The sequence below is a fragment of the Pseudomonas viridiflava genome (genome assembly GCF_900602065.1).
Lineage (GTDB): Bacteria > Pseudomonadota > Gammaproteobacteria > Pseudomonadales > Pseudomonadaceae > Aquipseudomonas.
This window is the reverse complement of the sequence record NZ_UWFN01000285.1, coordinates 329,424-345,958: the sequence shown is the minus strand read 5'-3', so window position 1 is coordinate 345,958 and position 16,535 is coordinate 329,424. Positions and strand designations below refer to the sequence as shown.

Annotated in this window: 17 protein-coding genes; 11 read left to right on the top strand and 6 right to left on the bottom strand. The window is 57.3% G+C overall.

All coding sequences use genetic code 11. The features are described from left to right. Positions 1 to 7: 7 nt before the first annotated feature. Positions 8 to 487 (bottom strand): hypothetical protein, encoded by a 480-nt coding sequence (locus tag EE949_RS19940; protein ID WP_122665858.1) that lies wholly within the window; start codon positions 485 to 487, stop codon positions 8 to 10. 260 nt (positions 488 to 747) lie between these two features. Continuing rightward, on the bottom strand, positions 748 to 972 hold the full coding sequence (locus EE949_RS19935) for a hypothetical protein (protein WP_122665857.1): 225 nt from the start codon (positions 970 to 972) through the stop codon (positions 748 to 750). Between the two features lie 919 nt (positions 973 to 1,891). On the opposite strand from EE949_RS19935, the gene EE949_RS19920 reads away from it, so the two are divergent. The 3 genes from EE949_RS19920 (at position 1,892) to EE949_RS30050 (ending at position 4,300) form a co-directional block, all read left to right on the top strand. Continuing rightward, positions 1,892 to 2,317: a tetratricopeptide repeat protein gene (locus tag EE949_RS19920; RefSeq protein ID WP_122665854.1), complete on the top strand. Its 426-nt coding sequence runs from the start codon at positions 1,892 to 1,894 to the stop codon at positions 2,315 to 2,317. A gap of 203 nt (positions 2,318 to 2,520) precedes the next feature. Continuing rightward, the gene (gene rmuC / locus EE949_RS19915) at positions 2,521 to 3,885 is read left to right on the top strand and encodes a DNA recombination protein RmuC (RefSeq protein ID WP_162874743.1); all 1,365 of its coding nucleotides are present in this window, start codon (positions 2,521 to 2,523) and stop codon (positions 3,883 to 3,885) included. Positions 3,886 to 4,171: 286 nt separating this feature from the next. Next, positions 4,172 to 4,300, top strand: coding sequence for a PA1414 family protein (locus tag EE949_RS30050; protein ID WP_264760712.1), 129 nt, complete (start codon positions 4,172 to 4,174; stop codon positions 4,298 to 4,300). A gap of 115 nt (positions 4,301 to 4,415) precedes the next feature. On the opposite strand, the gene EE949_RS19910 is transcribed toward EE949_RS30050, so the two are convergent. Continuing rightward, positions 4,416 to 4,670, bottom strand: coding sequence for a hypothetical protein (locus tag EE949_RS19910; RefSeq protein ID WP_122665852.1), 255 nt, complete (start codon positions 4,668 to 4,670; stop codon positions 4,416 to 4,418). A 246-nt stretch (positions 4,671 to 4,916) separates the two neighbouring features. Then, complete coding sequence (gene speB / locus EE949_RS19905) at positions 4,917 to 5,867, bottom strand: agmatinase (RefSeq protein WP_087272316.1); 951 nt, start codon at positions 5,865 to 5,867, stop codon at positions 4,917 to 4,919. A 273-nt stretch (positions 5,868 to 6,140) separates the two neighbouring features. Between speB and EE949_RS19900 the strand changes: the two genes are divergently transcribed. From EE949_RS19900 to EE949_RS19890, 3 genes are all read left to right on the top strand, one after another. Then, positions 6,141 to 7,034, top strand: coding sequence for a LysR family transcriptional regulator (locus EE949_RS19900; RefSeq protein ID WP_122665851.1), 894 nt, complete (start codon positions 6,141 to 6,143; stop codon positions 7,032 to 7,034). Between the two features lie 9 nt (positions 7,035 to 7,043). After that, positions 7,044 to 7,655 (top strand): tRNA-uridine aminocarboxypropyltransferase, encoded by a 612-nt coding sequence (locus EE949_RS19895; protein WP_122665850.1) that lies wholly within the window; start codon positions 7,044 to 7,046, stop codon positions 7,653 to 7,655. Between the two features lie 96 nt (positions 7,656 to 7,751). Further along, a complete protein-coding gene (locus tag EE949_RS19890) occupies positions 7,752 to 8,714 on the top strand; it encodes a DMT family transporter (RefSeq protein ID WP_122665849.1) in 963 nt (320 codons plus the stop codon). On the opposite strand, the gene EE949_RS19885 is transcribed toward EE949_RS19890, so the two are convergent. Together EE949_RS19885 and EE949_RS19880 are read right to left on the bottom strand one after the other, a co-directional pair. After that, positions 8,711 to 9,325, bottom strand: a complete 615-nt coding sequence (locus EE949_RS19885) for an NAD(P)H-dependent oxidoreductase (protein WP_122665848.1) — start codon at positions 9,323 to 9,325, stop codon at positions 8,711 to 8,713. The two genes, EE949_RS19890 and EE949_RS19885, sit on opposite strands and share 4 nt — an antisense overlap. Next, the gene (locus EE949_RS19880; RefSeq protein ID WP_122665847.1) at positions 9,318 to 10,712 is read right to left on the bottom strand and encodes a class II fumarate hydratase; all 1,395 of its coding nucleotides are present in this window, start codon (positions 10,710 to 10,712) and stop codon (positions 9,318 to 9,320) included. The genes EE949_RS19885 and EE949_RS19880 overlap by 8 nt, the downstream gene beginning before the upstream one ends. Positions 10,713 to 10,882: 170 nt before the next feature. Between EE949_RS19880 and EE949_RS19875 the strand changes: the two genes are divergently transcribed. The 5 genes from EE949_RS19875 to EE949_RS19845 all read left to right on the top strand — a co-directional run bounded on the left by EE949_RS19875 (position 10,883) and on the right by EE949_RS19845 (position 16,470). Beyond that, a complete protein-coding gene (locus EE949_RS19875) occupies positions 10,883 to 11,410 on the top strand; it encodes a DUF2059 domain-containing protein (RefSeq protein WP_087272298.1) in 528 nt (175 codons plus the stop codon). A gap of 15 nt (positions 11,411 to 11,425) precedes the next feature. Further along, positions 11,426 to 11,719: a BolA family protein gene (locus EE949_RS19870; protein ID WP_122665846.1), complete on the top strand. Its 294-nt coding sequence runs from the start codon at positions 11,426 to 11,428 to the stop codon at positions 11,717 to 11,719. A gap of 1,324 nt (positions 11,720 to 13,043) precedes the next feature. Continuing rightward, positions 13,044 to 14,009, top strand: a complete 966-nt coding sequence (locus EE949_RS19855) for a rhodanese-related sulfurtransferase (protein WP_122665845.1) — start codon at positions 13,044 to 13,046, stop codon at positions 14,007 to 14,009. Positions 14,010 to 14,045: 36 nt separating this feature from the next. Continuing rightward, positions 14,046 to 14,648 (top strand): DsbA family protein, encoded by a 603-nt coding sequence (locus EE949_RS19850; protein WP_162874741.1) that lies wholly within the window; start codon positions 14,046 to 14,048, stop codon positions 14,646 to 14,648. Further along, a complete protein-coding gene (locus tag EE949_RS19845) occupies positions 14,641 to 16,470 on the top strand; it encodes an ABC transporter ATP-binding protein (RefSeq protein WP_122666130.1) in 1,830 nt (609 codons plus the stop codon). The genes EE949_RS19850 and EE949_RS19845 overlap by 8 nt, the downstream gene beginning before the upstream one ends. Positions 16,471 to 16,535 lie beyond the last annotated feature (65 nt).

Below are 16,535 nucleotides of genomic sequence, written 5' to 3'. Positions count from 1 at the left end.
AAGCCATTCATGCCGGGTGCAAAAGTGGCGTTACGCAGGTTTGCCAAGCGCTCATGAAATCGCGCAATCGGCCTTGCGGTTGAAATATTTCGCGCCACATTTTGGCCATTACACGGGGATCTTCGTCGTTGGGTAGACAAAGACCGTGGGCCTCGACCATCAACCAGGCGATAGCGGTTGAGTAACGCAGATTAACGGTCAGTTCCAGATGGGGGCCGGTGAGAAATGCATGCTGACTGGCAAGTCCTCGAACACGGCTGGCCAATTCCGGATCAAGCGCCAGGTAGTTGTCCCAGAGCTGTCGATGGCGGCCTTCGGAAATACTGTAGAGGCCATGTCCGCGGCGGCTGTCCAGTGCGGCTCCCAGATCGGACTGGCTGGCGGCGACCGCGAGCAGGAACGATTCGGCGCGAGGGCTGTGCCGGTCCAGATAAAGCAGAGTGGGCCGGATTACGTGGCGGGATAAATCTCTGGCGGCAATTCCCATGACATCCTCGGGAAGAAGTGACCGGCGGGCCCGGACGTATGGCAGCGACATTCAGGATCAGGCCCGTCGGAAGCGACCACGGCCGCTTGAGTTGAAGTGTAGTGTCATATTTCGCCTGTAAAGGACTGTATTTAAATTAATTCCTGCCAGTTGTCGGTTTCCATATAACGCTTGGCGATAGGCTGCGAGGCCAATCCCGAGGCGAAAAAAAGCCCCGCCGTTATCGGGCGGGGCTCTTTATACCAGCGTAACGAGGTGGCTCAGGCGGTAAGGGCCTGGCGCGTACGTTCGATCACGGCCTGCAGCGGCTCTGCGCTGGAGTACTGATCGGGGTACAGGCGCTCGGTGTGGCGAGCAATGCCGTGTTCGTTAACGATGGTGAAACTGAAGCAGCCTTTACGAGCGGCCATGATCAGGCAGTTCATTGGTGCAAAAGCGTTAGTCAGTGTATGGATTGCGTGCTGGGTCTGATGATGAGTAGTCATGATTATGGGTGTTTCCTAAAACGACACGGAACATTGCCGTGCAAAAATAAAACGTTCCAGTAAACGCGGGCGATCCTGATCTGCAGGATGCGGCTGGGCGAAGAACCTGTCTGGAACAAAAGCAGCCAGTTGAAGCGCGCTTTATCGTATGGCGCTTGGGCTGACCGGTAGGTACTTAGGAGGGCAGGCAACACAACAAGAGCAAAGGTTCGACGCTCTGGGTGCAGATCCTGATCAATTGCAGGCTGGTTCTGACAGGCCATGGAGATTTGCACTGCCACTCCCGTCTGCGGGTAGTCGGCATGCAGTCCATGTCTGGAAACCATCGAGGTGGTCGATCCCTTGTTGTCGGCAGGTTCCTCGTATCAGGAGGAGCAGTTACCGGGGGACTTTTTCGACCGTAAATTGACTTTCAGCTTGGTACTAACGGCGATGATGATAACGGAGTCGCTCACCCATTGGAAGCCCGCTGGTGAAAAAATGTACAGGGCGGACGCCCGTTCGTCGATGTTTGTACTTTTCCTGTGGCGCCGGTTGAGATCAGCTTTCAATTGCAAGCCCTTTATAGAGCGTTTTTTGAGCGCTGATCGAGGTCCGGAACTGACTTGTGCACATTGGCGCAACTTGCTGCCACATCACTGTCACATACGCGCCTAAGGGCTTGATTTACCGTGGTGAATTATTAAGTCAATGAAAAACATCAAATTTTTTTACTGGTGAAAAAATCGTCAGTTTGAGCGCAAGCCCCATTCTGTATGCGTTTGCGAGGCGTGAAGGGGGGTTGTCCACTGAGTTATCCACAGCTTCTGTGGATTGTCCCAAGCGCTTGCTCTATTACGCGGCTTTGACTGCTTGCCTCTTTACCTCAGCGAGAAAAAGTGTAGAGTTGCGCGCCTCCTGATTTGCCCCCGTTGTGTTTATGAAGTTTCGCCCTGAACAACCGCACGAATCTCAACACGCCGTTACCAGTGAACCTGTACGCCTGTCTTTGCGTGTGGCGTTATGGTTGCTCGATAACCCGCGCCTGAGCCAGAAGCCCAGCATCAAACATTTTGCCGGCAGGTTGCTCAAACAACCCGCTCGCAGTGGCGTGGTGGTTGCGCAAAGCCGGCTGGGCCAGATCCTCTGCAAGGATTGTGGCAACACGCGTGACCGCCGCATCGGGCACGAGCTTTTGCGGCAGGCCGCCCGTGCCGGTGACTGCAGCGCTCAATTCGAATACGGTCGACTGTGTGCCCAGGCACCGATCAACGAGCCGCAACAGGCGCGTCACTGGCTGGAGCTGGCTTCTGCCAAGGGGTCGCAGGATGCCCGGCACTTGCTTAGGCAACTCGACCGGCGTTAGTCCGCGAGCCGCACGCCCGTAATCTGCTGCCGACACCACCCCCGCATCGCGCATAATGCCGCAGCACGAATTCGGCATCTGGAGTCCCTATGGCATTGGATTTGAACAGCCTGCTCCTGGGCCTTGGCGCAGCAGCACTGCCGCTGTTGGCCCTGGCCTGGCAGTTGCAGCGCAAAATCACTCGGCAACAAGCCGACACCGCGTTGCTTGATGAGCGCCTGAGCACAGCCCAGATGGCTCAGGACGGATTGAATGCGCAGCTGGATGCCAGCCGTGATGAAATCAGTGATTTGAGTCAGGCCAATTCCGTCAAGCAAGCCGACCTGGCGGCAACCCGTCGCGAAGTTGAGCTCCTGCGCCGTGAGCGTGATAGCGCCCAGGTTGCTGCTCAGGACTGGAATCACGAACGTGCCGATAAAGAAGCAGAGTTGCGCCGCCTGGATGTGCAGTGCGCGGCGTTGAGCGCCGAGTTGCGTGAACAGCAGGAAAACCACCAGCAGCGCCTGAATGATCTGCAGAGCTCCCGGGATGAACTGCGTGCTCAGTTCGCGGAAATGGCCAGCAAGATTTTCGATGAGCGCGAGCAGCGCTTCGCCGAAACGAGCCAGCAGCAACTGGGCCAGTTACTCGATCCTCTTAAAGAGCGCATTCAATCCTTTGAAAAGCGCGTGGAGGAGAGTTATCAGGCTGAAGCCCGCGAGCGTTTTTCCCTGAGTAAAGAGTTGGAACGCCTGCAACAACTCAACCTGCGGCTCAGCGACGAAGCGACCAACCTTACACGCGCCCTTAAAGGACAGAAAACGCAGGGTAACTGGGGAGAACTGATTCTGGAGCGGGTTCTGGAGCACGCTGGCCTTGAAAAAGGCCGTGAATACCAGACTCAGGTCAGCCTGAAAGGGCCGGATGGGGAGCGTTTTCAGCCGGATGTGCTGATCATGTTGCCCGGTGACAAACAGGTGGTGGTCGATGCCAAGGTCAGTCTTACGGCTTATCAGCAGTACATCAGTGCCGATGACGATGTGATCGGTCAGGCCGCCCTGAAGCAGCACGTGCTCTCGTTGCGCAATCATGTCAAGGGTTTGTCCGGCAAGGACTACAAGCGTCTGGAGGGGCTGCACAGCCTTGATTTCGTTTTACTGTTTGTGCCGATCGAAGCCGCTTTTTCTGCGGCCTTGCAGGCAGAGCCCAATCTTTTTCAAGAAGCCTTTGATCGAAACATCGTAATTGTCAGCCCGACCACCTTGCTTGCCACGTTGCGGGTTATCGACAGCCTGTGGAAGCAAGAGCGGCAAAGCCAGAACGCCCGGGAAATTGCCGAGCGAGCGGGCTGGCTGTACGACAAATTCGTACTGTTCATTCAGGATCTGGATGAAGTTGGTAGCCGGTTGCAGCAACTGGACAAAGCCTACAGCGCCGCCCGCAACAAGCTGACGGATGGCCGAGGCAACCTTGTCAGCCGTAGCGAACAGCTCAAGCTGCTGGGTGCCCGGGCCAGCAAGAACCTGCCAGCCGACTTGCTGGAAAAGGCGATGACGGATGAAGAAGGGCTGCTGAGGTTGCCGGAATAGTTTGCCGTGGTGGGACCGGCTTCAGCCGGGAAGAGATCTGAGCATTTCACTGCATCTTATCGCTGGAAATACTGCCTTCCCGGCTAAAGCCGGTCCCACGACAGCAGAACCAACACCGTCTGTCGCATAACCACGCGAGAGCGACACAAGAAATGTCACATTGAACACATCGTGAAAGATGTTTTTCCGCAAGACTGCGTTCGCAGGCGTAAAGTGTGAGTTGGCACTATTATCTGTAACAAGCGGCTTGAAAATCAGTCGTCGAGTATTTCCCTAAGGGGGCTTTATGGACACTAAGTTGCAAGATTGGCTTCATGATCTCGGGGTTGCTTTAGGCTTGATCGAGCGCCCTAAATTACAACCTGTACCCGTGCGCACCGACGATAAGCGGCGTCGCCAACCTCAGCGTCGTTGATCGATAGACGCGCCATCCCTCCCGGGACGCTTTCGCGTCCCGCAGTAGTATCAGGCTTTGATCTCCTGTAGTCCCTCGTACCTGTCGAGTAGCGTTGGCCCCTCGGGAGCACCAGCTATTTGTGCTGACTGATGAATATGTGATCAATCAGCGCCATCACCGTGGTGGTTTCCGGGTGCTTCAAGGCTTCTTCTTTCTCCCGTTTCTTGAAATTGATCCCGGAGCTGTGGAGCTTTTTGAAGAGTTCGTCGATGTCTTCTTCATCAAGGACCAGGTCCTCAAGGGTCTGATTTTCCCGGATGACTGATTTGTCGACGAGAATCACCCCGAGCGCGTCCACAACGTGTTGTCGAATTTCATTACGATCCATGAAAGCACCCTGTTTTGTCGTTGGAGGATCAGCCCTAACTTCCATAAAACAGAGGGTGTTTCCGTTCGGTTATGCATCGGTGATATCAAGCATTACGGGGGTTGGCACTCTGTCGGCCCAAGCGCGTCCATGCTCCTGCACCAGTTAAGGCTAGCTCATAACTGCCACTATCTCGGTCATCTGTCGTGTTCGCCGACAAATAAAAAAAGGATGCCGAGGCATCCTTTATGAAGCAGTTGGTATTGCTCAGCGATGAGCCACGCCTGGCAAGACACAGAGCATCTCGTAAAGCAGATTTGCGCCCAGTAGAGATGTGTTACCTGTGGTGTCGTAGGGCGGCGAAACTTCCACCAGGTCGCAGCCAATCAGATCCAGACCCTGACAGCCACGAATAATCTCGATTGCCTGAATAGTCGTCAGCCCGCCGATTTCCGGAGTGCCAGTGCCCGGTGCCCAGGCAGGGTCAATGCCATCAATGTCGAAGCTGAGGTAAACCGGACCGTCGCCTACTTTCTCCCTGACTTCAGCCATCAACGGTGCGAGGGATTTGTGCCAGCACTCCTCAGCCTGAACGACACGGAAACCCTGTTTGCGGCTCCAGTTGAAGTCTTCAGCGGTGTAGCCCTGAGCGCGCAAACCAATCTGGACAACGCGATCGCAATCCAGCAGACCTTCTTCAACGGCACGGCGGAACGTGGTGCCGTGGGCAATCTTTTCGCCAAACATGTGGTCATTGACGTCTGCGTGGGCGTCGATATGGACCAAACCTACCTTGCCGTGTTTCTTGTGGATGGCACGCAGAATCGGCAGCGTGATGGTGTGATCGCCACCCAGTGTCAGTGGGATCACGTCGTGGCTGAGGATTTCGTCATAAGCCTCTTCGATGATGCGTACGGCGTCCAGCAGGTTGAAGGTGTTGATGGCCACGTCGCCAATGTCCGCGACTGACAGCGAATCGAACGGCGCAGCTCCTGTAGCCATGTTGTAAGGGCGAATCATCACCGACTCGGCGCGAATTTCGCGCGGACCAAAGCGGGTTCCTGCGCGCAGCGAAGTACCAATGTCCAGCGGTACCCCGACGAATGCCGCATCCAGACCCGCTGCAGTTTGCAGATGCGGCAGGCGCATCATGGTGGCGATACCGGCGAAGCGCGGCATTTCGTTGCCGCCCAGTGGCTGGTGAAAAATCTTGTCCACGAGATTGCCTCAGCGTTGATTTCAATGAGATGGATTTTGCGAAGCCCGTGCCGCAGGAACAATCGCTGAGGCAAAATACTTAGTTCAGGAATTTCAGAACTAAAGGGGTTTTGGGCTAAGATTCAAGACGTTCCGGGTGGTTGTTGGAGCGAGGCTTGCCCGCGAATTGGCGATCACATGCACCGAATTTCGGTGGTCAGCATGATTCATTCGCGGGCAAGCCTCGCTCCAACAGATCCGGTATCACCTCTAGATATATATTCCGGACCCTCCATGCCCAGCGCTCTACCTGACCTCAAACTCCTGCGGATTTTCGCCAGCGTGGTCCGTCATCAAGGCTTCGCCAGTGCCCAACAGGAACTGAATCTGTCGACGTCGGCGATCAGTACTTACATGAGCCAGCTCGAAGCTGCGCTGGGTATCGTCTTGTGTCATCGGGGGCGGGGTGGGTTCAGCCTGACCAGCAAAGGCGAGCTGTTTCATCAGGAAACCCTGCGCCTGCTCGGCGAACTGGAAGGGTTCGAACTCTATGCCGCAGCGCTCAAGGGTGAGCTGCGTGGCACCTTGAATCTCGGCGTGCTGGACTCGACCGTCAGTGACCGGGCTTTGCCGTTTGCCGAGGTGATTGGTGCATACAGTGCAGAACATCCCGCCGTGCATTTGCATTTGTCGGTGATGAGTCCCTACGAGTTGCAACTGGGTGTGCTGGATAACCGCCTGGATTTGGCCATAGGCTCGTTTTCCACGCGTATGAACGGCTTGCTGTATCAACCGCTGTATCGCGAACAACACTGGCTTTATTGCAGTAATCGCCACGCGTTGTTTACTGAGAGGCGGATTCCTGAGCCGGTCATCGCTCAACAGCGGATGGTCGGGCGGGGTTACTGGAGTCAGGCGGAGTTGGCCCGGCACGGTTTCAAACACAGTGCGGCAACCGTGGAAAGTATGGAGGCGCAGCTGATTCTGGTGCTCTCCGGCGCTTACATCGGCTATTTGCCCGAGCACTACGCCCAGTCCTGGGTTGATTCAGGTCACCTGCGGGTATTGTTGCCAGCGACCTTCGGTTATCAGGCGCCGTTCTCCATGATCGTGCGGCGCGGACGTAGCCGTGAGCCGTTGATCCAGACCTTCCGCGACTTGCTTAAAGCGCAACTGAATCCCGTCTGAGGAACCCTGATGTCCCGCCTTCGTTGCGAACGTTGTCTGCGCCCTGAAAGCCATTGTCTGTGCCCGTTGATCCCGCAACTGGATAGCCGCACCCGGGTGCTCATCCTGCAGCACCCCAGTGAGGCGAATCATGCGCTGAATACCGGGCGACTGGCCGCGCTGGGGCTGACCAATGCGCAGTTGGTCGTGGGCGAAGTGTTCGAGCAGCAGGCGTTGTTCAATCCGCCGGGTTATCGGGCCTGCCTGCTGTTTCCAGGGGAGGGCGCGCAGACGTTGGAGGCGCAATCAGTGGACAGTCTGCCACTGCTGTTGGTGGTTCCTGATGGCACTTGGCGCAAGGCGCGCAAACTGTTGCATCTCAATCCACAGCTCGCAGCGTTGCCCAGAGTGACGCTGGGCTCCGTCCCGTTATCTCGTTATCGCTTGCGTAAAGCGCCAGGTCCGGATGCATTATCAACTCTGGAAGCGATCACCCATGCTCTGCAGATCATTGAGGCGCCCCGTTCATTCGCACCTCTGCTGGTGCCGTTCGAATCGCTGATCGACGCGCAGATTGCAGCCATGGGCGAGGAAACCTATCACCGCAATCACGTTGAACCGCGTGACGCCGGGGCTGACTAAAAAACACTTGTCGGCTTTCTCGCTACCCAACTGTAACTGTGTCGTCGGGCTTGTAACGCCTAGACTGTCTTTTTGCTTTAGTCCGGGAAATTTTTCATGCATGTTTCTTCTGGTCGCTGGGTCTATGGCCTTTGTCTGGCGCTGCTGACAGCTTTTTTATGGGGCATTTTGCCGGTCAAGCTCAAGCAAGTGCTGCAGGTGATGGATCCGGTGACGGTGACCTGGTTCAGGCTGCTGGTCTCCGGGGCTTTACTGTTCATCTGGCTTGCAGCCAAGCGCCAGCTGCCCAGTTTTAAAGTGCTGGGTAACCGAGGCAAGGTGCTTGTAGGTCTGGCGGTGTTCGGTCTGGTCGGCAACTACATCCTTTACTTGCTGGGATTGCAGATTCTCAGCCCCGGCACTGCGCAGTTGATCATTCAGGTCGGCCCGATCCTGTTGTTGATTGGGAGCGTCTTCCTGTTCAAGGAGCGTTTTACGATCGCTCAGGGGTTTGGTCTGGCGGTGCTGCTGGTCGGCTTTGCGCTGTTCTTCAATCAGCGGCTCGAAGAGCTGCTGACCTCCATGAGCCAATACACCACGGGTGTATTGATTGCCTTCCTGGCCGCCACGGTCTGGACGTTCTACGGCCTCAGCCAGAAGCAATTGCTGACCGTGTGGAATTCGTTCCAGGTAATGATGGTGATCTACCTGTTCTGTGCCTTGGTGATCACCCCGTGGGCGCACCCGATGGAGGCGCTGCAACTGAGCCCGGTACAAGGCTGGATCTTGCTCGCGTGCTGCCTGAACACGCTGGTGGCCTATGGCGCGTTTGCTGAAGCGCTGGCCCATTGGGAGGCTTCCCGGGTCAGTGCAACACTGGCTTTGACGCCCTTGGTGACCTTCGCATCAGTGGCTGTCGCCGCATGGCTGTGGCCGGATTACGTCAAGAATGAAGAGATTAATGCGTTGGGGTACGGTGGGGCGGTACTGGTAGTCGCCGGGTCGGCCGTGGTTGCTTTGGGGCCTTCGTTGCTGGCTGGCCTGCGCGCGCGCAAAGCCAGGCTGGCCAGTCAGACTTAACGTTTGCCGAGCTCTTCGGCCTGCTTCAGCCATTGCTGGCGTTGCTCTTCACCGGATGTGTGCACGGGAGCAAACTCGGTGAGGCGTTTGGTTTTGATGCCGCAGAAGGCCAGGACAGTGCGGACCATTTGCCGATGCGCCGGAGCGCCATAAATCCAGCGAAAGTAGCGCGGCGGCGTGTCCATAGTGACCAGCAACTCTGCTGTACGGCCTTTGAGCAACTCATTGGCCGGGCTTTTGCGGCCGTGGCTCTTGAAAGCAAAACCCGGCATTAATACCCGATCCAGAAAACCGGTGAGCAAGCTCGGCAGGCCTCCCCACCAGACCGGGTAAACGAACACCAGATGCTCGGCCCAATGGATCTCCCGCTGGGCTTCAAGCAAGTCATGTTCGAGCACCTGGCTTTGCTGATAGCCGTTGTGCAGTACGGGGTCAAAATCCAGCTCGCTCAGTTTCAGCATGCGCACCACATGACCGCCGCTTCGCGCGCCCTGGGCATACGCTTCACCCAGCGCATGCCCGAAACTGGCAGCTTTCGGGGTGCCGAAAATCATCAGGATACGCTTGCCGTCCCCTTCCAGTCGGGTCGCCCCATGCCTGCCCTCAACCATTGCTGCCTGCCTCAAGCATGTTTTCCGGTCGTACCCACGCGTCGAACTGCTCGTCGGTGAGATAGCCCAACGCCAATGCCGCCTCGCGCAGCGTAAGGCCTTCGCTGTAGGCCTTTTTGGCAATTTGTGCGGATTTGTCGTAACCGATATGCGGATTCAGCGCCGTCACCAGCATCAGGCCACGTTCGAGGTGTTCCGCCATCTTCTCGGCATCAGGTTCCATGCCTGCGATACAGTGCTCATTGAAGTTGCGGCAACCATCGCCCAGCAGTCGGATCGACTGCAGCAGGTTGTGGATGATGACCGGTTTGAACACGTTCAGTTGCAGGTGGCCCTGACTCGCGGCGAAGCCAATAGTGACGTCGTTGCCCATCACCTGACACGCCAGCATCGACAGCGCTTCACATTGGGTCGGGTTGACCTTGCCGGGCATGATCGAGCTGCCAGGCTCGTTGGCTGGCAGTTTCACTTCAGCAAAGCCTGCTCGCGGTCCTGAACCCAGCAAGCGCAGATCGTTGGCGATTTTCATCAACGTCCCGGCCAGGGTTTTCAGCGCGCCAGACAAGGCCAGCAGCGGTTCGTGACCGGCCAGTGCGGCAAACTTGTTGGGTGCGGTGACGAATGGCAGGCCGGAAAGGGCAGCCAACTCAGCCGCCACGGCTTCAGCGAAACCGTGGGGTGAATTCAAACCGGTACCGACTGCGGTGCCCCCCTGCGCCAGTTCGCACACGGCGGGGAGGGTGGCACGGATGGCTTTCTCGGCGTAATCCAGTTGTGCCACGTAGGCCGACAGCTCCTGACCGAAGGTGATCGGCGTCGCGTCCATCATGTGCGTGCGCCCGGTTTTCACCAGTTTCATGTGGCGTGCAGACTGCTCGGCGAGGCCCGAGGACAGCTCCGCAATAGCGGGCAGAAGCTGTTCTTTGACGGCCTGTGCGGCGGCAATGTGCATGGCCGTCGGGAAGCAATCGTTTGAGCTTTGTGAGCGGTTGACGTGGTCGTTGGGATGAACTGGCGACTTGCCGCCGCGGCCCTGGCCAGCCAGCTCGTTGGCGCGCCCGGCAATGACTTCGTTGACGTTCATGTTGCTCTGGGTGCCGCTGCCGGTTTGCCAGACCACGAGAGGAAATTGAGTATCCAGATCGCCAGCGAGCACTTCATCGGCGGACTGTTCGATCAGTCGGGCAATGTCTGCGGGCAGGTCACCATTGCGATCATTGACGCGTGCAGCAGCTTTCTTGATCAGGGCCAGCGCATGCAGCACGGGCAGCGGCATGTGCTCATCGCCGATGGCGAAATTGATCAGTGAACGTTGAGTCTGAGCTCCCCAGTAAGCGTCATCCGGAACGTCGATCGGGCCAATGCTATCGGTTTCTGTGCGGCTCACTGGACTCACTCCTTAAGTATTGAATGCGCAGTTTAGGCCCTGTGATCCGATCTGGGTTCCCCCAATCGCGTTTTTAACCGCTCGGACAGTCAGGGGTTGAGCCAAAAGCAAACATGGGCGCAGAATGGTCGGCCTTGGGGTTCTGCCTCGCCTGCTAGAAAGGAAACTTGATGACCCGTCTTCGCGCCATCTGTACTGCGGCTGTTCTGGTATGTGCCAGCGGCCAGGTTCTTGCCGATACCGCCAGCCACAACGCCAGTGCTGAAACCTTCTTGAAGCTGGCCAACGCCGACAAGCTGGGCACCCCGGTGTACATGCAAGTGCAGCAGATGTTTGCTCAGCGTTTCGCCGAAACCAAAGCGCCAGAAGCCAAGAAGGCCGTGCTGGAAACCTACCAGGCCAAGGCCAACGCCGCGTTGGATCAAGCCATTGGCTGGAACAAGCTGAAGCCGGACATGGTCAAGCTTTACACCGCCAACTTCACCGAGAGCGAGCTCAAGGATCTGGTTGCGTTTTATCAGTCGCCACTGGGCAAGAAAGTGCTGACCAAGATGCCTGAGTTGACTCAGCAGTCTGCACAACTGACTCAGGGCAAGCTGGAAAGCGCTGTTCCGGTGGTTAACAAATTGCTGGCCGACATGACCACTGAACTGGAACCGGCCAAGAAGGCCGCTCCTGCTCCTGCCAAAAAGCCCTGATAAGCGAAGCCCGTCATGACTATGCAAACGCGAATCGAGTCAGCGCTGGCTGTGTTTCAACCACTGCATCTGCAGGTACTCGATGAGAGCCACATGCATAGCCGTGGCGAGCAGACTCATTACAAGGCTGTGATCGTCAGTGAGCAATTTGAAGGGCTTAACGCCGTCAAGCGGCACCAGAAGGTCTACGGCATTCTGGGCGGCTTGATGAGCGAGTTTCACGCCCTGGCTTTGCACACTTACACGCCGATCGAGTGGGCGAAAACTGGCGCTGCGCCGGTTTCGCCTGTTTGTGCGGGTGGGGAATGACGTTCTGACAGCGGTTTTGTGTACATATCCGATGTTGGGTAACGGCTGATATTGGTTGCGCTTTTACAGCGCGTCACTTTTGAAAAGCCGGAAGCCGGCCCAGCCAAAAGTAACCAAAAGGCTCTTGCCCCATCACTCGGCACCTCGCTGTCGCTCGGTGTACCCGCCCGCAGATCCTGAACCGTGGGCCGCCGCAACGGGCCATCCATGGCCCAATGCGGCTAACCCGGCGTCCTGCCGGGTTGCCCACGGTTCAGAATCCGCGTTCGGCCATCGTGATTTAACGGGGCGCCTCAGATCAAAATCAAAAGCGCGGCGGCCTGACAGCCGACCCGATTGTTTTCGCTCGCCGGGCTTCCGTAGGAGCTGCCGAAGGCTGCGAAGCGGTGTGTCGGGCATACCGCAATCTGCGTCGTCGTAACCTCAGACGACTCTTCAAACAGCACTTCATTATCTGAATCTACGCAGAACCTGTGGGACCGGATTTATCCGGGAAGGCTGCATTCCAGGCGACGATGAAGTAGCGGATGTGCTGGCCTCTTCCCGGATGAATCCGGTCCTACAGGTCCAATGTTTGCCACGAGGCAACGCGGTGCCATGGACACCGGTGCACAATCTGCGTCGTCGTAACCTCCGACGATTCTCCTAACAGCACTTCATTATCTGAATCTACGCAGAACCTGTGGGACCGGATTTATCCGGGAAGGCTGCATTCCAGGCGACGATGAAGTAGCCGATGTGCTGGCTTCTTCTCGGATGAATCCGGTCCTACAGGTCCAATGTTTGCCGCGAGACAGCGTGGAGCCATGGACATCGGGGCAGCGCTTACAGGGCCGAGGCAATCCTGAAATCGATTTTGATCCGCCTTTGATCTGCTTTTGATTTTGATCTTAGGCGCCCCGTTAAACCACGCTGGCCGAACGCAGATTCTGAACCGTGGGCAACCCGGCAGGACGCCGGGTTAGCCGCATTGGGCCATGGATGGCCCGTTGCGGCGGCCCACGGTTCAGGATCTGCGGGCGGGTACACCGAGCGACAGCGAGGTGCCGAGTGGCGGGGCAAGAGCCTTTTGCTTACTTTTGGCTGGGCCGGCTTCCGGAATCAAAAGTGAGGCGCCGTAAGGGCGCAACCAATATCAGCCGTTACCCAACTAACGGATATTCATACAAGTCCAAGCCGCTGCGCTGTTTGATTCACTCCCCCCAATCCCACCCATCCCCCCATCTTTGCTAGAATCCGCCCCGCGCTGCACACCCTGCGCGTTTTTATTGAATTAATTTCTATCCGGTAGGCCCTTTGCGAGGGTCGCCACCTGGAGATACACATGACCCAACAGCCGATGAATCAGCCGATCGTCGTAGCGGCGCTATACAAATTCGTCACCCTCAGCGACTACGTCGAACTGCGCGAGCCGCTGCTGCAGGCGATGGTCGACAACGGCATCAAAGGCACCTTGCTGATCGCCGAAGAAGGCATCAACGGCACCGTTTCCGGCAGCCGCGAAGGCATCGACGGGCTGCTCGCCTGGCTCAAGAACGACCCGCGCATGATCGACATCGATCACAAGGAATCGTACTGCGACGAACAGCCGTTCTACCGCACCAAAGTCAAACTGAAGAAAGAAATCGTCACCCTGGGCGTTGAAGGTGTAGACCCCAATAAAGCCGTCGGCACCTACGTCGAACCCAAAGACTGGAACGCCATCATCAGCGATCCGGAAGTGCTGGTCATCGACACCCGTAACGACTACGAAGTGTCCATCGGCACCTTCGAAGGGGCCATTGACCCCAAGACCACAACCTTTCGCGAGTTTCCCGAATACGTCAAAGAGCACTTCAACCCCGAGGTGCACAAAAAAGTCGCGATGTTCTGCACCGGCGGCATTCGATGCGAAAAAGCGTCCAGTTACATGCTTGGCGAAGGTTACGGCGAGGTGTTTCACCTCAAAGGCGGCATTCTCAAATACCTCGAAGAAGTCCCGCAGGATGAAAGCCTGTGGCGTGGCGAGTGTTTTGTGTTCGACAATCGCGTCACCGTCCGCCATGACCTGACCGAGGGCGACTACGATCAATGCCATGCGTGCCGCACGCCGATCAGCGCTGAAGACCGTGCAAGTGAACATTACTCGGCGGGCATCAGTTGCCCGTATTGCTGGGACAGCCTGAGCGAGAAAACCCGCCGCAGTGCCATCGACCGCCAGAAGCAGATCGAACTGGCCAAAGCACGTAATCAGCCGCACCCGATCGGTCGCAATTATCGTTTAGAAGACCGCCAGCCAGACGAGGCCTGATCCATGACCACCCGCCTGCTTTATGTGATGGACCCGATGTGCTCCTGGTGCTGGGGTTTTGCCCCTGTGGCGCAAGCGCTGGTTCAACAGGCGCAGGCGAGTGGTGTGACCTTGCATCTGGTGATGGGTGGTTTGCGCACCGGCAGCGGGGCGGCGCTCGATCCGACCACCCGCCGTTACATCCTTGAGCATTGGCAGGCGGTTGAGAAAAGCACCGGGCAAACGTTTCGTTTTGAAGACGCGCTGCCCGATGGCTTCGTCTATGACACCGAGCCCGCATGCCGGGCTATCGTCGCGGCGCGGCATCTTGAGCCGGAGTTTGCCTGGACGCTGGTCGGGTTGATCCAGAAGGCGTTCTACGTCGAAGGGCGTGACGTCACGCGAGCGGCGGTGCTGACTGAGCTTGCCGAACAGGCAGGCTTGCCGCGTATCGAGTTCGCCGCAGCGTTCGACAGCGCCGAGCAACTGGCTGCAACTCAGGCAGACTTCGCTTGGGTACAGGACTTGGGCATCGCCGGTTTCCCGACCTTGCTGGCTGAACGCAATGGCCAGTTGGCGTTGTTGACCAATGGCTATCAGCCGCTGGAGGTATTAGCCCCTTTGCTGGGTCGCTGGCTGGAGCGTGCTGCCAGTGCCTGAGTCTCTCAAGAGCAGCGCTGATCAGGACGACTCCTGTACAACGTTTAACCGTTTGAGCTGGGCGCAGATCCGTCGTCTGGCTTCGCGGCATAAAAAAGCGTTGTGGATTGCCAACGGCGTAGCGGTGCTGGCTACGTTGTGTACCGTGCCGATTCCGTTGCTGTTGCCCTTGCTGGTGGACGAAGTGTTGCTGGGCCACGGCGACAGCGCCTTGAAGTTCATGAATAACTTCCTGCCCGGCAGCCTGCAAAAACCTGTCGGTTACATTGGCTTGATGCTGCTGTTCACCTTCGGTCTGCGCATTGGCGCGTTGGTGTTCAACGTGGTGCAGGCGAAGCTGTTTGCCCGGCTTTCCAAAGATATTGTCTATCGCGTACGGGTTCGTCTGATCGAGCGCCTCAAGCGAATCTCTCTGGGGGAGTACGAAAGCCTGGGAGGCGGTACGGTCACCGCGCACCTGGTGACCGATCTGGATACGCTGGATAAATTCATCGGCGATACCCTGAGTCGGTTTTTGGTCGCGATGCTGACGCTGACCGGTACCGCGTCGATTCTGATGTGGATGCACTGGAAACTGGCCCTGCTGATCCTGCTGTTTAACCCATTGGTGATCTACGCCACGGTGCAGTTGGGCAAGCGGGTCAAGCACCTGAAAAAACAGGAAAACGACAGCACTTCGCGTTTCACTCAAGCGTTGACCGAAACTCTGGACTCGATTCAGGAAGTTCGTGCGGGTAATCGGCAAGGGTATTTCCTCGGCCGACTTGGCGTACGCGCTCGTGAAGTCCGTGATTATGCGACGTCTTCACAATGGAAAAGTGATGCGTCCAATCGCGCCAGTGGGCTGTTGTTCCAGTTCGGCATCGATGTGTTCCGCGCTGCGGCCATGCTGACGGTGCTGTTTTCCGATCTTTCGATTGGCCATATGTTGGCGGTGTTCAGCTACCTGTGGTTCATGATCGGCCCGGTGGAGCAGTTGCTGAACCTGCAATACGCTTATTACGCGGCGGGTGGGGCGCTGACCCGGATCAACGAACTGCTGGCACGTGCTGACGAGCCGCAGTATCCAGGCGGTATCGATCCGTTCGCGGGGCAGAAAACCGTGGGGATTGAAGTCCGTGGTTTGAGCTTCGGTTATGGCGAGGAGAACATTCTCGATCAATTGAACCTGACGATTGCCCCGGGGGAAAAAATTGCCATCGTTGGCGCCAGTGGCGGCGGCAAAAGTACGTTGGTGCAGTTATTGTTGGGGCTGTACACGCCTCAATCCGGGACGATCAGCTTCGGTGGTGCGAGCCAGCAGGAAATTGGTCTGGAGACTATTCGGGAGAACGTTGCGGTGGTGCTTCAGCACCCGGCGTTGTTCAACGATACCGTTCGCGCCAATCTGACCATGGGCCGCGAGCGCAGTGATGACGCGTGCTGGCGAGCGCTCGAAATCGCCCAGCTGGAACAAACCATTCGCGCGTTGCCGCAAGGGCTCGACAGTGTGGTGGGGCGTTCGGGTGTGCGTTTGTCGGGGGGGCAGCGCCAACGGCTGGCCATTGCTCGAATGGTCCTGGCTGATCCGCGGGTCGTTATTCTCGACGAAGCCACTTCGGCACTCGATGCGGCGACCGAGTACAACCTGCATCAGGCGCTGGCACGATTCCTTAGTGGGCGCACGACGTTGATTATTGCCCACCGTCTATCTGCGGTTAAGCAGGCAGACAGGGTGCTGGTGTTCGACGGCGGGCGTATAGCCGAGCAGGGCGATCACCAGCAATTGATCGCTGAAGGCGGGCTCTACGCAAAACTCTACGGGCACCTGCAGCACATTTAATGTTCATGGCCGCTTGCCAATAGCGCGTTTAGGGTCTTTCTTAATAGTAAGTTCTCACTGCAGTA

What these genes read in the sequence shown, in the direction of transcription:
- EE949_RS19890 (WP_122665849.1), top strand. Translation starts at nt 7,752, where the DNA reads ATGCATGTTTCTTCTGGTCGCTGGGTCTATGGCCTTTGTCTGGCGCTG.
- EE949_RS19935 (WP_122665857.1), bottom strand. Translation starts at nt 972, where the DNA reads ATGACTACTCATCATCAGACCCAGCACGCAATCCATACACTGACTAAC.
- EE949_RS19940 (WP_122665858.1), bottom strand. Translation starts at nt 487, where the DNA reads ATGGGAATTGCCGCCAGAGATTTATCCCGCCACGTAATCCGGCCCACT.
- EE949_RS19870 (WP_122665846.1), top strand. Translation starts at nt 11,426, where the DNA reads ATGACTATGCAAACGCGAATCGAGTCAGCGCTGGCTGTGTTTCAACCA.
- EE949_RS19895 (WP_122665850.1), top strand. Translation starts at nt 7,044, where the DNA reads ATGTCCCGCCTTCGTTGCGAACGTTGTCTGCGCCCTGAAAGCCATTGT.
- EE949_RS19885 (WP_122665848.1), bottom strand. Translation starts at nt 9,325, where the DNA reads ATGGTTGAGGGCAGGCATGGGGCGACCCGACTGGAAGGGGACGGCAAG.
- EE949_RS19900 (WP_122665851.1), top strand. Translation starts at nt 6,141, where the DNA reads ATGCCCAGCGCTCTACCTGACCTCAAACTCCTGCGGATTTTCGCCAGC.
- EE949_RS19855 (WP_122665845.1), top strand. Translation starts at nt 13,044, where the DNA reads ATGACCCAACAGCCGATGAATCAGCCGATCGTCGTAGCGGCGCTATAC.
- EE949_RS19850 (WP_162874741.1), top strand. Translation starts at nt 14,046, where the DNA reads ATGTGCTCCTGGTGCTGGGGTTTTGCCCCTGTGGCGCAAGCGCTGGTT.
- EE949_RS19910 (WP_122665852.1), bottom strand. Translation starts at nt 4,670, where the DNA reads ATGGATCGTAATGAAATTCGACAACACGTTGTGGACGCGCTCGGGGTG.
- EE949_RS30050 (WP_264760712.1), top strand. Translation starts at nt 4,172, where the DNA reads ATGGACACTAAGTTGCAAGATTGGCTTCATGATCTCGGGGTTGCTTTA.
- EE949_RS19920 (WP_122665854.1), top strand. Translation starts at nt 1,892, where the DNA reads ATGAAGTTTCGCCCTGAACAACCGCACGAATCTCAACACGCCGTTACC.
- EE949_RS19875 (WP_087272298.1), top strand. Translation starts at nt 10,883, where the DNA reads ATGACCCGTCTTCGCGCCATCTGTACTGCGGCTGTTCTGGTATGTGCC.